15 protein-coding genes and 1 pseudogene are annotated in these 19,791 nt (G+C 64.3%); 4 read left to right on the top strand and 12 right to left on the bottom strand.

What is annotated here, in order from left to right; genetic code table 11:
• Positions 1-19: 19 nt before the first annotated feature.
• The 6 genes and pseudogenes from MJ8_RS25735 to MJ8_RS25710 all read right to left on the bottom strand — a co-directional run bounded on the left by MJ8_RS25735 (position 20) and on the right by MJ8_RS25710 (position 7,668).
• Positions 20-949: a cation diffusion facilitator family transporter gene (locus tag MJ8_RS25735; RefSeq protein WP_201415588.1), complete on the bottom strand. Its 930-nt coding sequence runs from the start codon at positions 947-949 to the stop codon at positions 20-22.
• Between the two features lie 23 nt (positions 950-972).
• Positions 973-3,162, bottom strand: a complete 2,190-nt coding sequence (locus MJ8_RS25730; protein WP_201411447.1) for an anthranilate synthase — start codon at positions 3,160-3,162, stop codon at positions 973-975.
• Positions 3,163-3,401: 239 nt separating this feature from the next.
• A pseudogene (locus MJ8_RS25725) lies at positions 3,402-4,453 on the bottom strand (succinylglutamate desuccinylase/aspartoacylase family protein).
• 93 nt (positions 4,454-4,546) lie between these two features.
• Complete coding sequence (locus MJ8_RS25720) at positions 4,547-5,719, bottom strand: MFS transporter (protein WP_201411446.1); 1,173 nt, start codon at positions 5,717-5,719, stop codon at positions 4,547-4,549.
• 114 nt (positions 5,720-5,833) lie between these two features.
• A complete protein-coding gene (locus MJ8_RS25715) occupies positions 5,834-7,210 on the bottom strand; it encodes an FAD-containing oxidoreductase (protein WP_201411445.1) in 1,377 nt (458 codons plus the stop codon).
• Positions 7,207-7,668: a DUF4126 domain-containing protein gene (locus tag MJ8_RS25710; protein ID WP_201411444.1), complete on the bottom strand. Its 462-nt coding sequence runs from the start codon at positions 7,666-7,668 to the stop codon at positions 7,207-7,209. The genes MJ8_RS25715 and MJ8_RS25710 overlap by 4 nt, the downstream gene beginning before the upstream one ends.
• 157 nt (positions 7,669-7,825) lie before the next feature.
• On the opposite strand from MJ8_RS25710, the gene MJ8_RS25705 reads away from it, so the two are divergent.
• Positions 7,826-8,383, top strand: a complete 558-nt coding sequence (locus MJ8_RS25705; RefSeq protein ID WP_201411443.1) for a sugar O-acetyltransferase — start codon at positions 7,826-7,828, stop codon at positions 8,381-8,383.
• Here the strand turns inward: MJ8_RS25705 and MJ8_RS25700 are convergent.
• Positions 8,370-9,356 (bottom strand): helix-turn-helix domain-containing protein, encoded by a 987-nt coding sequence (locus MJ8_RS25700; protein WP_201411442.1) that lies wholly within the window; start codon positions 9,354-9,356, stop codon positions 8,370-8,372. The two genes, MJ8_RS25705 and MJ8_RS25700, sit on opposite strands and share 14 nt — an antisense overlap.
• Positions 9,357-9,478: 122 nt before the next feature.
• On the opposite strand from MJ8_RS25700, the gene MJ8_RS25695 reads away from it, so the two are divergent.
• From MJ8_RS25695 to MJ8_RS25685, 3 genes are all read left to right on the top strand, one after another.
• Positions 9,479-10,120: a cysteine hydrolase family protein gene (locus MJ8_RS25695; protein ID WP_201411441.1), complete on the top strand. Its 642-nt coding sequence runs from the start codon at positions 9,479-9,481 to the stop codon at positions 10,118-10,120.
• A 164-nt stretch (positions 10,121-10,284) separates the two neighbouring features.
• The gene (locus tag MJ8_RS25690; protein ID WP_127235488.1) at positions 10,285-10,500 is read left to right on the top strand and encodes a hypothetical protein; all 216 of its coding nucleotides are present in this window, start codon (positions 10,285-10,287) and stop codon (positions 10,498-10,500) included.
• Positions 10,501-10,516: 16 nt separating this feature from the next.
• Positions 10,517-11,830 carry a hypothetical protein gene (locus MJ8_RS25685; protein ID WP_201411440.1) on the top strand — a complete coding sequence of 438 codons (1,314 nt, stop codon included), beginning with the start codon at positions 10,517-10,519 and terminating at the stop codon, positions 11,828-11,830.
• A gap of 68 nt (positions 11,831-11,898) precedes the next feature.
• Here the strand turns inward: MJ8_RS25685 and MJ8_RS25680 are convergent, their stop codons facing one another.
• The 5 genes from MJ8_RS25680 to MJ8_RS25660 all read right to left on the bottom strand — a co-directional run bounded on the left by MJ8_RS25680 (position 11,899) and on the right by MJ8_RS25660 (position 19,738).
• The gene (locus MJ8_RS25680) at positions 11,899-13,578 is read right to left on the bottom strand and encodes a formate--tetrahydrofolate ligase (RefSeq protein WP_201411439.1); all 1,680 of its coding nucleotides are present in this window, start codon (positions 13,576-13,578) and stop codon (positions 11,899-11,901) included.
• 315 nt (positions 13,579-13,893) lie between these two features.
• Complete coding sequence (locus MJ8_RS25675; protein ID WP_201411438.1) at positions 13,894-15,018, bottom strand: DUF2333 family protein; 1,125 nt, start codon at positions 15,016-15,018, stop codon at positions 13,894-13,896.
• 103 nt (positions 15,019-15,121) lie between these two features.
• Positions 15,122-16,429, bottom strand: a complete 1,308-nt coding sequence (locus tag MJ8_RS25670; protein ID WP_201411437.1) for a DUF6638 family protein — start codon at positions 16,427-16,429, stop codon at positions 15,122-15,124.
• A gap of 225 nt (positions 16,430-16,654) precedes the next feature.
• Positions 16,655-18,565 (bottom strand): AAA family ATPase, encoded by a 1,911-nt coding sequence (locus MJ8_RS25665; RefSeq protein ID WP_201411436.1) that lies wholly within the window; start codon positions 18,563-18,565, stop codon positions 16,655-16,657.
• Between the two features lie 24 nt (positions 18,566-18,589).
• Positions 18,590-19,738, bottom strand: coding sequence for a hypothetical protein (locus tag MJ8_RS25660; protein ID WP_201411435.1), 1,149 nt, complete (start codon positions 19,736-19,738; stop codon positions 18,590-18,592).
• Between the last annotated feature and the right edge of the window lie 53 nt (positions 19,739-19,791).

Genomic DNA, 19,791 nt, shown 5'->3' with positions numbered 1-19,791 from the left:
GACAGACCTTCGCGCTCTACTAAGCGAAAGGTACTGCCGTCGTGCCTTTTGGCAGCTTCGCCTCGTCGTCCGGCTCGACATGGATGGTGACGCGCACCGAGGGAATCTCGGCCTTCAGCGCGTCCTCGATGCGGTCGCAGATGACGTGACTGGCGCCGACCGTCATGTCGGCATCGACCACCAGGTGAAACTCGATGAAGGTGGCGCGGCCGGCGATGCGGGTCTTCAGGTCATGCACCTCGAGCGCGCCCTTCGAATTGGCCGAGATGATGTCGCGGATCTGCATGTTTTCCTGGTTGTCGACGGCGCGGTCCATCAGCCCGTTCATCGACGAGCCGATGACATGCCAGCCTTGCCACAGGATGTTCAGCGCGACGATCACGGCGAGCGTCGGATCGAGGATCTGCCAGCCGGTCAGCACTGCGCCGACAAGGCCGCCGAACACGCCGATCGAGGTCACCACGTCGGTCATGATATGCTGGCCGTCGGCAACCAGAGCCGGCGATTTGGCGTTCCGGCCGGTGCGGATCAGCATCCAGGCCCAGATCGCGTTGATGACAGTGGCCACGCCGTTGACGGCAAGGCCTTCCCACGGCTGTTCGAGGGGCGCGGGGTGCTGCCAGGACCGCCAGACCTCGTTGAGGATCAAGAGCGCCGCGACGACGATCAGCACCCCTTCGAGCACGGCCGAGAAATACTCGGCCTTGTGATGGCCGAACGGATGATCCTGATCAGCGGGCTTGTAGCTGACCTGGATCGCCCAGAACGCGGCGGCCGAAGCAATCACGTTGACGATCGATTCCAACGCATCGGAATAGAGCGCGACCGAGCCGGTTATGTACCAGGCGGCAAGCTTGAGGACGAGCACGACGCCGGCGACGACGATCGACCAGAAGGCCAGCCTTGCGACCTTCTGTCTGGTCGCGGCTTTCGCCGCGGCCGTCGTCATGTCCGGCGCTTCCGTCATCGTTCCTACGCGGCCTTTTCCTTGGCCTTGCGCGGCAGATGCGCGACGATGTTCTCAATGATGCGCATGCCGGCATTGTGGCCGAGCGTCATGATCGATTCCGGATGGAACTGCACCGCCGCGATCGGCTCCTTGCGGTGCTCGAAGGCCATGATGATGCCGTCCTCGGTCTCCGCGGTGACCACGAAGCCATCGGGCAAGCGCACGGGATCGGCGAAGATCGAGTGATAGCGGCCGACCGTCACTTCCTTGGGGAGCCCTGAGAAGATGATGCCGGGCTTGGAGACGCGGATACGCGACGGCTTGCCATGCATCGGGATGTGCAACTGCCTGAGCTCGCCGCCATAGGCTTCGGCAAGCGCCTGCAGGCCGAGGCAGACGCCGAAGATCGGCAGATCGCGGCTCCTCGCCTTCTTGATGGTGGCGGCGCAATCGAAATCCGTCGGCGTGCCCGGTCCGGGAGACAGCACGACGAGATCGGGCTTCAGCCGTTCGAAGATCTCGTCCGGCACCGGCGTGCGCACGGTGGAGACATTGGCGCCGGTCTGGCGGAAGTAGTTGGCGAGCGTGTGGACGAAGGAGTCCTCGTGGTCGACGAGCAGGATGTTGACGCCGTCGCCGACTCGCGCGGTGGTGCGCTCGGCTCCGGTGGCGTTGCCGGTCTTGGCGTCGCGGATGGCGGAGAGCATGGCGGATGCCTTCAATTCGGTTTCGGCTTCTTCTTCCTCGGGCACGCTGTCGAAAAGCAGCGTGGCGCCGGCGCGCACCTCGGCGATGCCGTCCTTGATGCGGATGGTGCGCAAGGTCAGCCCGGTGTTCATGTCGCCGTTGAAGTTGACCATGCCGATGGCGCCGCCATACCAGGCGCGCGGGCTCTTCTCGTTCTGCTCGATGAAGCGCATGGCCCAGAGTTTCGGCGCGCCGGTGACGGTGACCGCCCAGGCATGCGACAGAAAGGCATCGAAGGCGTCCATGCCTTCGCGCAGCCGCCCCTCGATATGGTCGACGGTGTGGATCAGACGCGAATACATCTCGATCTGGCGGCGGCCGATGACGCGCACCGAGCCCGGCTCGCAGACGCGCGACTTGTCGTTGCGATCGACATCCGAGCACATTGTGAGCTCGGACTCGTCCTTCTTCGAGTTGAGCAGCTTCAGGATCTGCTCGCTGTCGGAAATGGCGTCGTCACCGCGTTTGATAGTGCCGGAGATCGGGCAGGTCTCGACGCGGCGGCCATTGACGCGCACGAACATCTCCGGCGATGCGCCGATCAGATATTCGTTCTCGCCGAGATTGATGAAGAAGGAATAGGGAGACGGGTTGATCGATTTCAGCTTGCGGGAAATGTCGGAAGGCTGGGTCTCGCAGCGCTCGTAGAACATCTGTCCGGGCACCACCTCGAACAGGTCGCCGCGCTTGAAGCTCTCCATGGCGCGGCGCACCAGGTTCGCATATTCGCCCGGTTCATGGTCACCGCGCGGCGGGATGCGGTCAGCGGTCTTGAATGGCTCGACATGAGCGTCGCGGGCCAGACCTTCGGTCGAAAAGCCGTCGCCGGAATAGTCGTAGCGGTCGGTCCAGGCCTTGGTCGAATAATGGTCGACGACTAGGATCTCGTCGGGCAGGAACAGCACCAGGTCGCGCTGGCTCTCCTTGCGCTCCAGCTTGTAATCGACCGGATCGAACTGGAAGGCGAGGTCGTAGCCGAAGGCGCCGTAGAGGCCAAGATTGGCGTCCTCGGCGGTCTTGAACAGGGCGGTGACGGCGCGCAGCACCGTGAAGACGGATGGAACGCGGCTGCGCTCCTCCTCGGTGAAGACCCGGCCGGGCTTGGCGACATCAAGACGAATGAGCGTCCTCGAGGTCTCGGCGATCGTCACTTCGCTCAAGCTGGCCAGCGCCTTGCCGATCACCGGCAGCAACACTTCGCCGCGCTTGTTCAGCGCCTCGATGCGCATCGTGCGGCCGCGCGCGGAGATCACCAGCGGCGGATCGATGATGGCCGTGTCCCAGCGCGTGTAGCGTCCTGGATACTCGTAATTGGAGGAGAACACGGCGCCGCGGCGCGAATTCAGGCCGTCGATATAGGTGTCGATCGCGCCTTCGTAGGGCCGGTCGTGCCGCTCGCGGGTGATCGTCACGCCGCCCGCGGTGACGAAGCGCTCGGCTCCGTTGTCCAGAACTTTAGTCGTCATTGCCGTCTCCATCAGCGTTTTGGGCAACGGACCCGGGAATGGCTCTAAAAACAAATGGCCGCCCGGAGATTCCGTTGCGGCCACCCTCTACTTTCACGCGCACACGCACGAACAGGCCGCTGTCAGCAGCCCCACCACCAAATGGTCTTGTTCGAACGCATGTTCATGGCGACTCCCATAGCGGCGAATGGAGATGCATGCAACTGGATTTCACGCCGACGCCGTGGCCCGCAAGGCCCTCAATCCTCCAGCGTGCCGGAGCGCGCGTCGCCGCTCCTGCCATCGCCGGCGAGCTTCAGAAGGTCCTCGCCGGCGCGGATGATGCGGCGCGCGCGGCGGGTCAGGATGAAGCCAGACTGCGGGGCAAGCACTTCCGTGCGGCCGCCGGCCTCACCGGGGGCATGCACGATCGTCGCCAGCCTGTCACCCTTCTTGACGCGGTCGCCGGGCTTAACGTCGTAGAGGACCGCGCCGGCCCTGGGCGAGGGCATCATGTCGATGTTCTCGAGCGGCACGACAGGGCCGGAAAATCTCTCGAATTTCGGTACCGATGCGTCCTGGACGACGCCGCGCGCCACCAGCAGACGGTAAAGTCCCGCGGCATCGGACGCCGCCAGGTCGGCATCGACATCGAGCATGCCGCGATATTCCACCGTGGTGACGGCGCGGCGGTCGAAGCGCGCGACGCTTGCGGGCGCGTTCTGGTAGGGCATGATCGAGGCGCCTTCGAAGGTGCCGCTGTTGTCCTCGCTCCACAGCAGGACGGCCTCGGCGCCCATGGCGGCCGCGCAGTCGGCCATATGCGGCCACAGGCTGGTGTGGATGTAGAGATAGGCGAGACCTTCGTCGTCGCAGTGGAGATCGAGGACGATGTCCTGCCCAAGCGACAGCTGGACGAGCCGGTTCTTCAGCCGGCGATCGGCGCCGCCGAGGCTGACGTCCGGCAGAAGCCTGGCGTCGGGTGTGGCAAGCAGCGGGAAGGAGCGATTGAAGTTGGTGCGGCGAGATTGAAGCGGCCCTGGTGCTCACCGAAATGATATTGCGCGCGGCCGATCGGGTTGGCCCAGGGCACGATGGTGATCGGACCCTTGATGCGGCCCTCGGCCTCCGCCTTGGCAAGCATCGGCATCAGCGCGTCGATGGCGACGACGCCCGGCAGCTCGCCGGCATGGAGAGCGGCCTGCAGATAGGCGGATGGGGCCGCCTTGTCCTTGCCCTCGAAGCGGAAGACCGGGAATTCGTAGGCGACGCCTTCGCTGTCGCCGGCGATGCGCTCGATCGTCTTCTGCATGGGATACCTCCGCGTGAAGAGGTTCCACCCATGCATTTTTGCGATCGGGCTGTCGAGTGGTCCAGCCGCTCCGGGCTGTCGGGGCAGACGCCGCTATTCCGCCGGCTGCGGCTGCAGGGCTGTGCGGCGGTCGAGTGCCTGTGACAGCACGGCCACAGCGACGGCGAGAACCGCGAGCGCCGCGCCGACCAGCGGCAGGTTGGCGTAGGACACGCCCCACGAGATAGCGAGGCCGCCGATCCAGGCGCCGCCGGCATTGCCGACATTGAAGGCGCCCTGGTTGAGCGTGGCGGCCAGGTTCGGTCCTTCGGCGGCCGCCTCGACGACGCGGATCTGCAAAGGCGGCACGACGATGAAGATCAGCATGCCCCACAGGAAGACGATGGCCACGGCCACGCTTGCGATAGTGCCGAGCCCGGTGAAGACGACGAACAGCAGGGCCATGGCGAGCAGCGTGGCGATCACCGTCGGCATCAGCTTCCAGTCCGCCAGCCTGCCGCCGATGATGTTGCCGATGGTCATGCCGGCGCCGAAGAGCAGCAGCACCCAGGTGACGGTCGCCGTCGACAGGCCGGAGATGCCGGTGAGGTAAGGCTTGATGTAGGTGAAGACGGCGAACAGGCTGGCGGAGGCGAGCGAGGCGATCAGCATCGCCAGCCAGACCTGCAGCTTGCCGAGCACGCGCAATTCGCCGACCAGGCCGCCGCCGCTGGGTTCCGCGACATCGGACGGCACCAGCCAGGCGATGGCGGCGACCGAGACGAGGCCGATGCCGACGACGGCGAGGAAAGTGGCGCGCCAGCCGAACGCTTCGCCCAGCGCCGTACCGGCGGGGACGCCGAGGATGTTGGAGAGCGTCAGGCCGGCGAACATCAGCGCAATGGCGCTCGCCCGCTTGTTGCGCGGCACGAGGCTCGCGGCGACCACGGAGCCGATGCCGAAGAAGGCGCCGTGGCCGAAAGCGGTGAAGACGCGGGCCGCCATCAACAGCCAGTAGTTCGGGGCGATGGCGCAGAAGAGGTTGCCGATGACGAAGAGGGCGGCGAGGCCGACAAGCACCGGCTTGCGCGGCAAGCGCGCGGTCGCCATGGCGACGATCGGCGCGCCGAAGACGACGCCCAGCGCGTAGCCGGTGACCAGGAGGCCGGCGGAGGGGATCGAGACGCCGAGATCCGCCGCCACCTCCGGCAGCAGGCCCATGATGACGAATTCCGTGGTGCCGATGCAGAAGGATGCAATGGCGAGCGCTAGGATCGGCAGCGGCATGGGATATCCGGACTGAATCGGTTCAAGATCGAGACTGTCCCGCAAATATGCCGACGCGCAAGCGCCATTGTTGCAACGCAGCAATGCAGAAACGGGAGAACGCTGCCGCGGACCTCAGCCCAGCGGCTTGAGCTCCTGGGCGATGGTCGGCAGGAGCTCCGAGACGGTCGGATGGATGTGCATGGCGCGCGCCAGCGTCGAGATCGGCGCCTTGGCATACATGAGGTCGAGCACGCAATGGATCGCCTCGTCGCCGCCCGGACCGAGCACCGAGCAGCCGAGGATCTCGCCAGTGTCGGCATTGGCCAGGATCTTCATGAAGCCTTGCGTCTCGCCCTTCTCGACGGCGCGGCCGACACGCGTCATTGGACGCCGGCCGACCAGCGCGCGGCGGCCGGATTTCTTCACCGCCGCTTCCGTCATGCCGCAGCGTCCGAGCGGCGGGTCGATGTAGAGCGCGTAGGCCTCGATACGGTCGCTGACCTTGCGCGGATCGTTGTCGAGCAGGTTGGCGGCGACGATCTCGAAGTCGTTGTAGGAAGTGTGGGTGAAGGCGCCCTTGCCGTTGCAGTCGCCCATCGCCCAGATGCCGGGTACGTTGGTGCGCAACTGATCGTCCACAACGATATAGCCACGCTGGTCGACCGCGACGCCGGCCTTGTCGAGGCCGAGATCGTCGGTGTTGGGCACCCGGCCGAGCGCCAGCAGCACGTGCGAGCCGACCGCCGGCGGCTTGCCGGCGGCGAAGGTGACGGCGACGTCGCTGCCTTGTCTGGCGAAGCTGATGTCGCCCGCGCCGACATGGACGGCGATGCCTTCGTTCTCGAGGATGGCGAGGATGGCGGCGGAGGTGTCCTCGTCCTCGCGGCCGGTCAGTCGCGGCGCCTTCTCGATCACCGTGACCTCGGAGCCGAAGCGGCGGAACATCTGCGCGAATTCGAGCGAGATGTAGCTGCCGCCGACGACGATCAGATGGCTGGGCAGCACATCGAGATCCATCATCGAGGCGTTGGTGAGGTAGGGCACGTCGTGGACGCCGGGCAGGTCGGGCACGGAGGCGCGGCCGCCGGTGTTGAGGAAGATTTTCGGCGCGGTGAGCAGCTCGTCGCCGACACGCACGGTGTCGGCGGTGACGAAACGCGCATGGCCGCGATAGAGCGTGCAGCCCTTCATGCCGCCAATCCACTTTTCGAGATTGCCGCGGGCGTCGTTGGTGACCTTGTCCTTGCGCGCCTTTATCCGCTTGTAGTCCACGCCGACGGGGCCCGAGAGCGCGACGCCATAGTCGGCGGCGCGGCGGGCGAGGTGCGCGGCATAGGCGCTCGCCACCATCGTCTTGGTCGGCATGCAGCCGGTGTTGACGCAGGTGCCGCCGATGAACTTGCGTTCGATCAGCGCGACTTTCATGCCGGCGGCCTCGAGCCTGCCGACCAACGGCGGCCCGGCCTGGCCGGCGCCGATGACGATGGCGTCGAAGCTCTTTGCGCTCATGCGACCGCCGCCACGACCAGCAGGCCGCCGATGATGGCCACCGCGTCCTCGATGAAGGCGGCGGGCGGATCCTTGCCGAAGGCCGCTGCCAGTCGCGCACGCGCTTCCGCGCCGCCCAGCGTGCCGATCACCGCGCCGATCGCGCCGGCGATCAGGCCGCCGATGGTGGCGCTGGCGGTCGCGCCGATGACCGCGCCGCAGAAGGCGCCGACGACGACACGCGTGCCGAACTGCGGCGGCACCTTGCGGCTGGGCGTCGACGGCAGTTGATCGGCAATGAGTTCGACTATGGCCAGGATGGTGAAGATGCCGACGGCGATCCAATGGCCCGTGAAGCTCGCCCAGGTGTTCGCGACAGGCAGCCAGCCGAGCCAAGCGCCCCAGGCTGTGACGGCAAGCGCCGTTCCGACACGAAGGCCGGTGACGACGCCAATCAGCAATGCAACAAGGTAAAGCATGATCCCCCTCGTCACGGAACCTCGCTCGGTTCCGTGATGGCAAGCTAGCATAAGCAGGTCGTTTGGCCACGAGGCTTTGTCAGACAATCGACTATGCCTTGGCTACTATGCCTTGGCGACTATGCTTTGGCAGCAGACGAAATCCGGAGGTGTCGCCATGACGGCAAGTGAGCGCATGAAGATGGCGGCGGGCGAGTGGTACAGCTGCATCGACGATGAGCTGGAAGCGTTGCGCGTCACCGCGCGCGATGCGGTGTTCGAGCATAACGGCCTGCCGCCCCGGCAGCGCGGCAATATCGCTCCGGCCTTGCGGGCCCTGCTCGGTAGTGCGGGCGAGGGAGCGCGCATCGAGGCGCCGTTCCATTGCGCCTATGGATTCAACCTGTTTCTCGGCGAGGGCGTCTTCCTCAATGCCGGCTGCACCATCCTCGACACCGCTCCGGTGCGCATCGGCAAGCGGACGCTGCTTGGCCCCAATGTGCAGATCTACTGCGCCGAGCATCATCGCGAAGCCGCTGGACGGCTGGCCGGGCTGGAGATCGCAAAGCCGGTGACAATTGGCGACAACGCCTGGATCGGCGGCAGCGCGGTGATCCTCGCCGGCGTCAGCATCGGCGCGGGCGCCATCGTCGGCGCGGGCGCGATGGTGACCCGCGATGTGGCGGCCGACACAACCGTTGTCGGCAACCCGGCACGGGCCACTACAAGAGGCTGATTGCGCCTGGCGCCTTGGTGTTTCGGGAAAACTCGCGGCGGTATTGCCGCGGCGAAGTCCTAAGCCGCGCGGCAAAGTGCTGGCGCAGCGAAGTGGCGCTGCCGAAGCCGGCTTCGAAGGCCACGATGTCCATCGATTTGTCCGTCTGCTCCAGCAGCCTTTGCGCCAGCGCCACCCGTTGGTCGGCCAGCCAGTCGCCGAAGCTGGTGCCGGTGGTTTTCTGGAAGCGGCGCGTGAAGGTGCGGCGGGTAAGGCCCGCTGCTTCGGCGACACTGTCCAGGCTGTGGGCTTCGCCGAGCGATGCCCGCACATCATCGAGGGCCTTGGCGAAGCGGTCGGCGTTCGGCGTCGGCGCAAGCGGGCGCTCGATGAACTGCGCCTGCCCGCCCTGCCGGTGCGGCGAGAGCACGACATGGCGCGCAAGCCGCAGCGCCGCCTCCGCGCCATAACGCGCACGCACGATGTGCAGGCAGCAGTCGAGCCCGGCGGCGACGCCGGCGGAGGTGATGATGTCGCCCTCGTCGACATAGAGCACGTCGGCGTCGATTGAGATGTCAGGGTGAAGCCTCTGCAACTGGTCCGTATAGGCCCAGTGGGTCGTTGCCTTGCGCCCGGCCAGCAATCCGGCGCCGGCAATGGCGAAGGTGCCGAGGCACAAGCCGACGATCAGCGCGCCGCGCCGATGTGCGCGTTGCAGCGCCTCCTTGAACGGCGCGGCCAAGGGAGCCTCGAGATCCTTCCAGCTTGGGATGATGACGATGTCGGCCTCGTCGAGCGCCGAAAGATCGTGTGGCACGACGATGCTCAGCCCCGCATCGGTATGAATGGGTCCGTCCTCCATCGCGCAGACGCGGAAGTCGAAGCGCGGCAGCCCGAGCCTGGTTCGATCTGCGCCGAACACCAGGCACGGCACGGAAAGGTGGAACGGGCTGATGCCATCGAAAGCGACAGCGGCGATGATCGGGTTCCTCATGGCATCGCTCCATTAAAAGCCGAATGTCTCAATTCTTTCGAATGATGTCAATCGGGCCACTTTCTCGACCCGAAACATCCGCCTAGCTTTGCGCCATCAACCCGGTCGAAAGGAGAACCGCCATGTCAGCACCAGCCACCCACCCGCGCCGCGCGCTTGTCGTCGTCGATGTCCAGAACGACTATGACGGCGGCAATCTCGCCATCCAGCATCCGCCCTTCGCCGAGACCGTGGCCAATGTCGCGCGCGCCATGGACGCGGCCGCGGCGGCCGGCATCAAGATCGTCGTCGTCAAGCAGATGGCGCCCGAGACCTCGCCGATCTTCGCCAAGGGCAGCCATGGCGGCGAGTTGCATGCCGAAATCGCCGGGCGAGGCCGCGACCACTATGTCGAAAAGACGCTGCCTTCGGCCTTCACCGGCACGGATCTGGAAACCTGGTTGCGCGGCAATGCCATCGATACGATCGCCGTCGTCGGCTACATGACCCACAATTGCGACCTGTCGACCATCATCCACGCCGTGCATATGGGCTTTGCGGTCGAGTTCCTGTCGGATGCCAGCGGCTCGGTGCCCTATGCCAACAGCGCCGGCTATGCGTCGGCCGAGGACATACACCGGGTGGTGAGCGTGGTTCTGCAGTCGCGCTTCGCCGCAGTGCTGAAGACCGCCGAATGGATCGATTGCCTGAAGACCGGGAAGCTGCCCGAACGCGACACGATCTACGCGTCCAACCAGCGGGCCTTGCAGCGGAACGCCGCCTAGCTCGAATCGTTTTCGGGCGAGAAAGAGGCGCCGCCGGACGCGGCGCCTTTGCCTTTAGCGGCCGATTTCCAGGCAGAGCGTGAGCCATTTCACGGAAGCCGTTCCGGTATTTTCGCAAAGTCGCCGCGCATGCGAGTAAGCGCGGTTGGCTTTTGGGGGCTGGATTGGAAGCGCGCGTTGCACGAACCGTGGTCGTCCTGATCCTCGCCGTCGGCGCGGCGCTGTTGCCGTGGCCCGCCTTCGCACAGGTCCCGCCCCACGCGCCGGGTACGATCTGCTTCACCCAATTCTTCTGGTGCTGGGCGCAGCCGCCCGGGCCGGCGGGCTATCCGTGCGGGTGCCCGTCGCAATATGGTTTCGTGCCGGGTTATCTGGGCTAGTCGTCGAGGGGACGCGATGACGACATCCCATGATCCTCTTGTCTCCGGGTTGCTTGCCGACGCCAAGCTGGTTGCCGGCTATGGCCGCTACGGCGTGTTCAAGGACAGCGCACTCTTCGCCGCGATCGGCGATGCGGAAAAGCTCTGCGATGCGACGGCTAGCCAGCCCGAGGTCGTCAAACTCCAGACGGTGCTCAACGAGTGTTCCAACACCGTGCCGTTTTCCACCCTGGCTGCGCTGCGCACCGGCTGGTCGCCGGGCGACATGTCACGCCGGACCGCGCTCGCGACCTATTTTCTCATCGCCCTGTCGGTGACGATGATGGTCGTCATCGGCAAGCTGACCTATGTCTACAACAGGGGCGTCTCGATCAATGCGGAGCTGCAGGAGATCGACAACAATGATTTCAGCGCCCGGTTCGGACAGTCGATCCGGCAGGTCTGGGCGACGAAGAAACAACTGAGCTCGGCCATCGCCCAGCCGGCGTCGACCACCGACCTGACGCTGTTGAAAGACGCCTATTACAATTCCGTCGACAGCCTGCATTCGCTCGACCAGCGCTTCTCCTCGTTGCTGGTGCGGGCGCAGGGGTTCATGACGCAGGAGGCGCCGTTTCCGCTCTGGGGCATGCAATGGGCCTATTGCAAGCTTTCGGCTTCCTCGGCCAAAGCGGGCGCGCCGCTCGATTTCTCGAATCCCCGTCAGATGGCCATAGACCAGTTCTGCGGCCAGCAGGTCGCGCTGGCGCAGCAGCAAGGCGGGACCGGAAACAGCCAGCCGCTCAAGCAGTCGGATTTTGATTGCAGGAACAACGGCAACCTGCAGGGCGGCATCCAAGCCGTGAGCGCCACCGGCGCGGCCGGCCAGGTGGAAGACGTGAACGCGGATTTCGACGAGGCGACACGCGACCTCCAATGCGAAGGCGTCATCACCATCACGCCGAATTCGATTTCGACGCTGACATTGCAGGCCAAGACGCTGAGCGAGGTCCTCAGCCCGTATGCGCTGTGGATCCTGCCCGCGCTCTACGGCGCGCTTGGCGGCATCATGTTCCACATGCGCATGATCCTGAACCCGCTTCTGCCCAATCCGCCGCTGTCGCGCCTCATCCACCGGATCGCGCTCGGCGGGCTTGCCGGCATGATCCTCGCCTGGTTCATGGCGCCCGGCACCAAGCTCGGCGGCGAGGTCACCGGCATTGGCTTCAGCCTGTTCACCTTCGCTTTCCTGTTCGGCTTCAGCCTAGACATCTTCTTCGCCATTCTCGACCAATTCGTCTCGATGTCGGTCGCCGGCATCAAGAAGTTCGGCTCGCCCACGGTGGCGTGAAAGCCGGCGAAGCAAAAAGGGCGCCGCGATGAGGCGGCGCCCTGGATCGTGCCCGGCCCGAAGGATGTTTAGAACAGGCCTTCGATCTGACCTTGCTCGTTGAGGAAGATCTTTTCCGAGGACGGCGCCTTGGGCAGGCCAGGCATGGTCATGATCTCGCCGCAGATGATGACGACGAAGCCGGCGCCTGCCGAGAGCCTGACCTCACGCACCGGCACGGTGTGGCCGGTCGGCGCGCCGCGCAGGTTGGGGTCAGTCGAAAACGAGTACTGGGTCTTGGCCATGCAGACCGGCAGGTTGCCGTAGCCGGCCTGTTCCCAGGCATGCAACTGGTCGCGGATCGACTTGTCGGCGATCGCCTCGTCGCCGCGGTAGATGCGCTTGACGATGGTGTTGACCTTGTCGAACAGCGGCATCTCGTCAGGATAGAGCGGCGAGAACTGCGAGGCGCCGGATTCGGCGATCTCGACCACCTTGTGGGCGAGGTCCTCGATGCCGGCCGAGCCTTGCGCCCAGTGCTTGCACAGGATCGCCTCGGCCCCTTGCGCCTTGACGAAGTCCTTCATCGCCTGGATCTCGGCCTCGGTGTCGGTCGTGAAGTGGTTGATCGCCACCACCGCCGGCACGCCGAACTGCTTCACGTTCTCGATGTGACGGCCGAGGTTGAGGCAGCCCTTCTTGACCGCCTCGATGTTCTCCTTGCCGAGGTCTTCCTTCTTGACGCCGCCGTTCATCTTCATGGCGCGCACGGTGGCGACGATGACCGCCGCCGCCGGCTTCAGGCCCGCCTTGCGGCACTTGATGTCGAAGAATTTTTCCGCGCCGAGGTCGGCGCCGAAGCCGGCTTCGGTGACGACATAGTCGGCGAGCTTCAGCGCTGTCGTGGTGGCGACGACCGAGTTGCAGCCATGCGCGATGTTGGCGAACGGGCCGCCATGCACGAAGGCCGGGTTGTTCTCCAGCGTCTGCACCAGGTTGGGCTGGATGGCGTCCTTCAGCAGCACCGCCATGGCGCCGTCGGCCTTGAGGTCACGGGCATAGACCGGCGACTTGTCGCGGCGATAAGCGACGATGATATCGCCGAGCCGCTTCTCGAGGTCCTTGAGATCGGTGGCCAGGCACAGGATTGCCATCACTTCGGAGGCGACGGTGATGTCGAAGCCGGCCTCGCGCGGGAAGCCGTTGGCGACGCCGCCCAGCGAGCAGATGATCTCGCGCAGCGCCCGATCGTTCATGTCCATGACGCGGCGCCAGGCGACGCGGCGGATGTCGATGCCGAGCTCGTTGCCCCAATAGATGTGGTTGTCGATCAGCGCCGAAAGCAGGTTATGGGCGGTGGTGATGGCGTGGAAATCGCCGGTGAAGTGGAGGTTCATGTCATCCATCGGCACCACCTGGGCGAGGCCGCCGCCGGCCGCACCGCCCTTCATGCCGAAATTCGGGCCGAGCGAGGCTTCGCGGATGCACACGATCGCCTTCTTGCCGATGCGGTTCAAACCGTCGCCGAGGCCGACCGTGGTCGTCGTCTTGCCTTCGCCGGCCGGTGTCGGATTGATGGCGGTGACGAGGATCAGCTTGCCGTCCTTGTTGCCCTTCACCGATTTGATGAACTCGGCCGAGACCTTCGCCTTGTCGTGGCCGTAAGGCAAAAGGTGCTCATAGGGGATGCCGATCTTGGCGCCGATCTCCTGGATCGGTTTCTTCTTGGCGGCGCGGGCGATCTCGATGTCGGACTTCACTTCGGCCATGACGGCTTTCCTCTGGAGTAGGCGGTGGAGGGGAGGGGTTCGATCATTCGTGCATGGTCGAAACGCCGCCCGGACGCAAGGGCATGTAACCCTGTCGCTGTGACGGCGTCAACTTCCATGCAACTATGTTTCCTGTTAAGAAAGAGCGTTCCTGTAGCCTGGGTTCTTCAAGGCGGTCATCTCGGGCCCGGTCGTTGCGCCGTATAGAAGCCAGAGCGGATGCCGCTCCGCCGTCTCAAAACAGCCGCCTAATGCGCGAAAAGCGACAGCGGCGACGACGCAAATCCGCCATCGCCCTGTCGCCCGGGGACGGCGCTATTGCGTCAGCACGTTGCTGATTTCGACCATGTTGGAGCGAACGCGCAGGATATAGAAGCCCATCGTCGTCAGATGCGTCGGCAGGAGCCAGCCATCCTCGCGGCCATTGGCGATGATGAAAGGCTGGATACGCAGCGCCGACACGAATTGCTGGTCCATCGTGTCCCACAGGCTCTGCAGGTGCTTTTCCTTGATCACGTCCTCGAAGTCGGCCTGGGCGCCCTTCATCAGGCCGTAATAGGCGTAGAGCTGGCCGTAGGCGAACCAGAAGCGATCGTCGGCACGGAAGTCGAACCAGCCGTCATTATGGTTCTCGGCGCGTTCCTTGAGGATCGCCGAGGTCGAGCCGATGTCGGAAGCGATGCGGTCGATATATTGCTTGAGATTGTCGGCGCGGGCGTCGAACGTCGCCTGGCAGGTGGCAAGCCGGGCGTTGAAGGAGCGCAGCTTACGCACCGCGTCACGATAGTAGCTTGGCGTCGGCGTCTTGGGGCCGAACGGGTTGAGGCCAAAATACCAGGTGTATTCGTCGAACTGCAGGTTGCCGCGCGCATCCTGCAGGTCGGCGTCGATCTGGGAGGTCGTGCGCACGCGGCCGAGATTGTCGGCAAGCTCGGTCGCGGTTCGCCGCACGGCCTGATTGATGCCGCGCTGGAAGGACGCCTTGTTGTCCATCCATGGCGTGTTGTCCCAGTTGATGCCGAACAGGCCGAGCTTGTAGAGGATCATCGACGAGATCCAGGCATTCTGGTTGACGTTGAAATCCGTCAGATCGGCGGCGACCTGGGCGATGGCCGAGTTGCCGCAGGTCTTGGCTGTGTCGGTACCGCTGCCGGCCGAAACCTGCTCGCCGGCTGAAACGTTGCGTTTCTCGAAGGTGTATTTGTCTGGATAATTGGGATCGAAACTATTCCACCACTGCGTAGCGTAGAAGAAATTGGCGTAGAGGCCGATCAGCACCAGGAGGGCGAGACCGACCACGGCCTTGAGGATCCAGCCGCGCTGGCCGTACCAGCGGCCGACCCACATGAACGGCCACAGGATGACGCCGATGAGGAAGCCTATGCCACGGCCGATCCACTGGAATATCCGGGTAAAGAAATTCACGATCGGGTCGAGCATGGCTGTGGCACCCCCTTAGCATGACGCCAAAAAGCGGCAGACTTTTTGGATAACATCATGCGCCAAAACAAAAAGTTAGAACGAAATGACCGGTCATTTCGTTCTAGTCAGTCAAGCCGTAAAGACGCGCGCGGAACGCCGCCTTATCCTTCAGATATGTGGTTTTCAGAACGTCCACAACATGGCTTCGCCATGCGTCGCTGAAGCCGTCATAGTCCTTGTAGAAGCCTGGCTTATTGAAGACGTAGCGCGAAACGAAGTCCTGCGGCACGAAGTCCGAGATCAACTGGTTGGTCAGCCAGGCGTCGGGATGATCGGGCTTGGCGCGCACGACCAGGAAGCGCTGGCGCGGCGGCACGTCCTCGATCTTGAGATGGCCGAACTGGGCGATCTCACGCTTGGCGGCATTGAGGAACGGGAAATTGCCGTCGCTGGCGATCAGGTCGGCATGGCTGTGGATCCAGGTCTGCAGCCAGACCTTGTCGACATCCGTCAGGTTGCGGTTGGGCTCGGCATCGCGGATCAGCGCGCGCACGATCATCTCGGCGCGGTGCTCGAGATAGCCGGAGGCCTCGATCCAGGAAGCGCGCGGCAGGTCGAGGCGGCCGGTGGCGGCCAGGAAGCGGAACACCTTATCGGCGTCGTTGATCGACAGATAGCTCACCTGCCAGGGCCGCGAGCGGCGGAAGCCGGGGGCGGCAGGGTCGCTGATCACCGTCGTCATGTCGGGGTCGACGAAGACATAGAGCCCGCCGAAATGGCTGGTCCAGTAGGCGTTGTGGCGGAAGATCACCTGGTCGGGCACCAGCGCGTTCTCGCGGATGTCGCCGCAGACCTTGGCAAGATCGACCATGCGTTGCAGCATCGCATTGTCGCGCCAGGCGTCGGGCTCCTGCTTCAACCGGTCGACCAGCTTGCCGAGCTCGGCCGCCTTGCCCAGCACATCCTCGGCCGACAGCACCTTGAATTCGACCTGGTTGATCGACAGCAGGTCCTCGATGTCGTTGACCTTGGGAACCGAGTCCTCGATCTCGCCGTAGATCACGTCCTTGATGGTCAGCGCGTCGATGGCGCGCTGGTTCTTCGACATGAACTCGAACATCAGCTGCGAGGTGTTGGAGAAGGCGGTGTGAACCACCGGCAGCTCGATCTGCGAAGGCGTCAGGATGATGAAGCGGCGGTTGACCTCGTTGGGGTCGAGATAGTCGAAGTCGCCGCATTCCTCGGCGATCTCGGGCGAGAAGCCGGTGCGGTCGATCTGGAAGGTCTTAAGCTTGGTCGGTTCGAGGCCGAACGCGGCAAGAGCCTTGTTGTAGCGCTGGACGAGATGCGGCTCGTCCACGGTCAGCAGGCGGCCGTAGATCAGCTCGTTGTCGCGCAGGAGGTCGGGTTTCTTGGCGGGGCGGGTCATCTTCCCTTCTCCCCGTTCACGGGGAGAAGGTACCCGAAGGGCGGATGAGGGGCGGCGCAGCCTTTCCTTCTCCCCTTGTGGGAGAAGGTGGCCGCGAAGCGGCCGGATGAGGGGTGCTCCAGGGAACGCCGAAGTCTCACTCCGCTGGAACACCCCTCATCCGTCTCGGCGCTATCGCGCCGATCCACCTTCTCCAACAAGGGGAGAAGGGAAGGTCCGCGCGCTTCAAGCATTCCACGCCCCCTTCTTCTTCAGCTCTTCCATTTCACGCGCGGCCCTCTCGCGCAGCCTTGCGTCGCGCAGCAGCTTCTCCACCGCGGCATCATCCGACTTGTCGGAATAGCGGAATTCGGAATCGGCGTAGCGGTTGATCTCCTGCATGACCATATCCATCGAGAACGGCCCGCGCAGTTCCTCGATCATCGCCTTCTTGTCGTCGTAGCTCTTGTGCATGAAGGCTTCCGGCTTCTCGAACCAGTCGTCCGGCAGCTCGATGTCCATGGCGCGCATCTTGATGGCGTCGGTGACGTTCTTGATGGCGCGGCCGGTGAAGCGCGGTTCGGCGTCCTTGATCATGTGCAGATAGGTGCCGACATCGGCCATGGTCTTGGGCGCGCCGTTTTCCTTCATGTAGCGCTCATAGACCTTCATCAGCCCGTCTTCCTGCGGCTTCTCGTGCTCTTCATAGGCTTCGGCCACGGCGCGTTGGATTTCCTGCGCGGCATAGAGCTGATGCTGCCCGAGCGGAATCTTGTGGTTCTTGCCGGCCAGCAGCACGAAGATGTCGATATAGTCGTCGCGCGTCTGCGGGCCGTCGACCAGCCAGCGGGCGCCGGCGCGCTGGCGCAGCGCGTCGTCGACATTTTCCGGATAGTTGGAGAACATGCCGAAGGAGCAATTGCCGCGCACCACTGTCGAGGCGCCGGCGAATGCGTCCATCAAGACGCCGGTGATCTCCTGCTGGCCGGCCGATGCGCGGTCGTCGGAGCGGCGCGCCGCCACCTGGTCGATGTCGTCGATGGTGCCGAAGCCGATGACGCGCGGATTAAGGATATTGTTGATGAACTGGCGGCAGTTCTGGCCCGACTTGCCCTGGTAGGACGAGATCTGGTCGACGCCGAAATTCTCATAGGCGAACGGATAGCCGGCGATCTGGCAGTAGCCATTGACGAGGCCGGCGATCATCTGGATCAGCGTCGTCTTGCCGGTGCCCGGCGCGCCATCGCCGATGAAGGTGAACAGGAAGCCGCCGAGCTCGACGAAGGGGTTGAGCTCACGCTCGAAATCGTAGGCCATCAGCATCTTGGCCAATTTGACCGACTGGTATTTGGCGATGTGGTTGCCGACGACCTCTTCCGGCTTCTTGAAGGTCATTACCAGCGGCTTTGAGCGTTTGCCGGGCGCGACGTCGAAGCCATCGAGGGTGAAGTCGTCGACATCGATGCGGATATGCGCGTTCTCGAACGGGCCAATGCCGTCGAAGCGGCCCTTGCGCGCCAGCAGCCCGTCGATGGTGACGCGGGCAAAGGCCCGCGCCCGTGTCGCCAGGTCGGCGTCATCCTTGGAGCCGGCAATCGCCTTGTCGAGACCTGCGACGATCGACTTCACCGCGTCCTGCGGCGTGTCGAACAGAAAGTCGGGCTCGGGAATATCGTTCGGCGCCTCGCCGTCGCTGTCGATCAGCTGGAACAGATAGGAGGCGAAGCTGAAGGCCGAAACGTAAGCCGAGGCCGACAGAAGCTTCTTGAAGGTGGCCGCCTCGTCGCCTTCCAGCGGCGCGCGCGCGTTTTTCGCCTGCAGGCTTTCGAGGTCGGAGCCTTCGGCGAAGACATCAGATATTGCGAGCGCGATCGCCAGGCCACGGCGGGCGCGGTAGAGCAGCGTGTGCTGCGGGATCGTCATCAACTGGTCGTCGGGATGGATCGCGGCAACCGTCTTGGTGAGCTCGACCTCGCGCGTGCGCCGCACCGAGCCGACCGACACGGTCGAGACGAAGCGGCGGTTGGTGCCGGCAAGCGCCGTGCCGGATTCGCGCGCAGGATCCTCCAGCACGACGATGCGGGTGATGAAGCTCTGCGCGGTCGCGCGATGCTTTTCGATTGCGGCTTCCGAGATCGTTGTCAGGCCGGTGTCCATGAAGGATGCTCCGCGATTTGACGGTCAGACGTCGCTGATCACCTGCCCGTTGGACAGGATGTGGACCTTGTACCCGGAAAAGATCTTCTGCGCCTCGCCCGCGGCGTAGAGTGCCTGGTAGGCCTCGTGCGGGATCAGCGCGTGCTTCTCGTAGCTCGAAACGCCCTGTCGCGCCGCTTCGAGATCGTCGGTGTTGATGAAGAATTCCTGCGTTGTCTTCTCGCTGGAGAACAGTCCCTTGCGGCCGGGTTTCTCGCTCTTGGAAAAGACCTCCTGAATGGTCCAGGTGAGCAGCCAGGCATTCTCGGGCTTCCGCACCTTGGAGAGCACCTCGGCCACGGTCGAATTGTTGTCGGTGATGCCGGCCGAGTAGAAGGGCCCGAGCACGACGCGCCGCAACTGCTTGGGATGCAGCGGCTCGAAGTCCTTGTCGAGATTGACCGCGATCGTCGCCGGCGAGAGCGTGTAGGCGGAGTTCTTCTCGGTGAAGTCGTCGAAGCGGTGCGCAAGCTCGGGATTGAGCAGGCCGTCGACGGGCAGCGGGATCTCGACCTTCTCGTTCAGCTTGCCGGTGCTGTTGTCGACCAGCTGGCGCACCATGCTCTCGGAGGAGTCCTCTACCGTCACCATGTAGATCAGCGGCAGGTTGGCGCTGCCGTCGAACGTGGCCCAGTGGACGAGATAATAGGGCCGCATGGTCTTCGGGTTGACCGAGACCTTGGCCGTCTGCGCAAGCGTGAACGGACCGAAGGTCGCCTCGCTCTTGACGTCCTCCAGATAGAGCCGCTCGGCCATCGACTTCTGCAGCGCCTCGGGAAATTCCTTATGGCGCAGGATGAAGTCGGCCATCTCCTCGCGCAGCTCGCCGGCCTGTGGGATGTTGGCCAGGCGGGCATCGGCCTGCTGGCGGTCGTTTTCCAATTCGAGCAGGTTCTGGAAGACGGGATAGCCGCTCTCGGCGCGCGAGATGCGGAAGGTGTCCATGAAACCCAGCCGGTTGCGCCAGCAGGCAAAGGACTTGTCGAGCCGCGCGATATACTCGGCGACGATCCTGGCGACGATGCCGTGCCGGTAAAGCGGCGAGCGGTCGTCGCGCATGAACACTTCCAGCCCGCTCAGCGCCGCCGTGATGGCGGAGAAATAGCGTGCCGCCGCGTCGTTCTCAGATGTCATGGGACTGCCGTTGCAATGAAATCAGCGGCGCCGCCCAAGCAGATATTCGTGGG

The sequence above is a fragment of the Mesorhizobium sp. J8 genome (assembly GCF_016591715.1).
Taxonomy (GTDB): domain Bacteria; phylum Pseudomonadota; class Alphaproteobacteria; order Rhizobiales; family Rhizobiaceae; genus Mesorhizobium.
The sequence above is the reverse complement of the archived record's forward strand: the minus strand, read 5'-3'. Positions and strand labels throughout refer to the sequence as shown.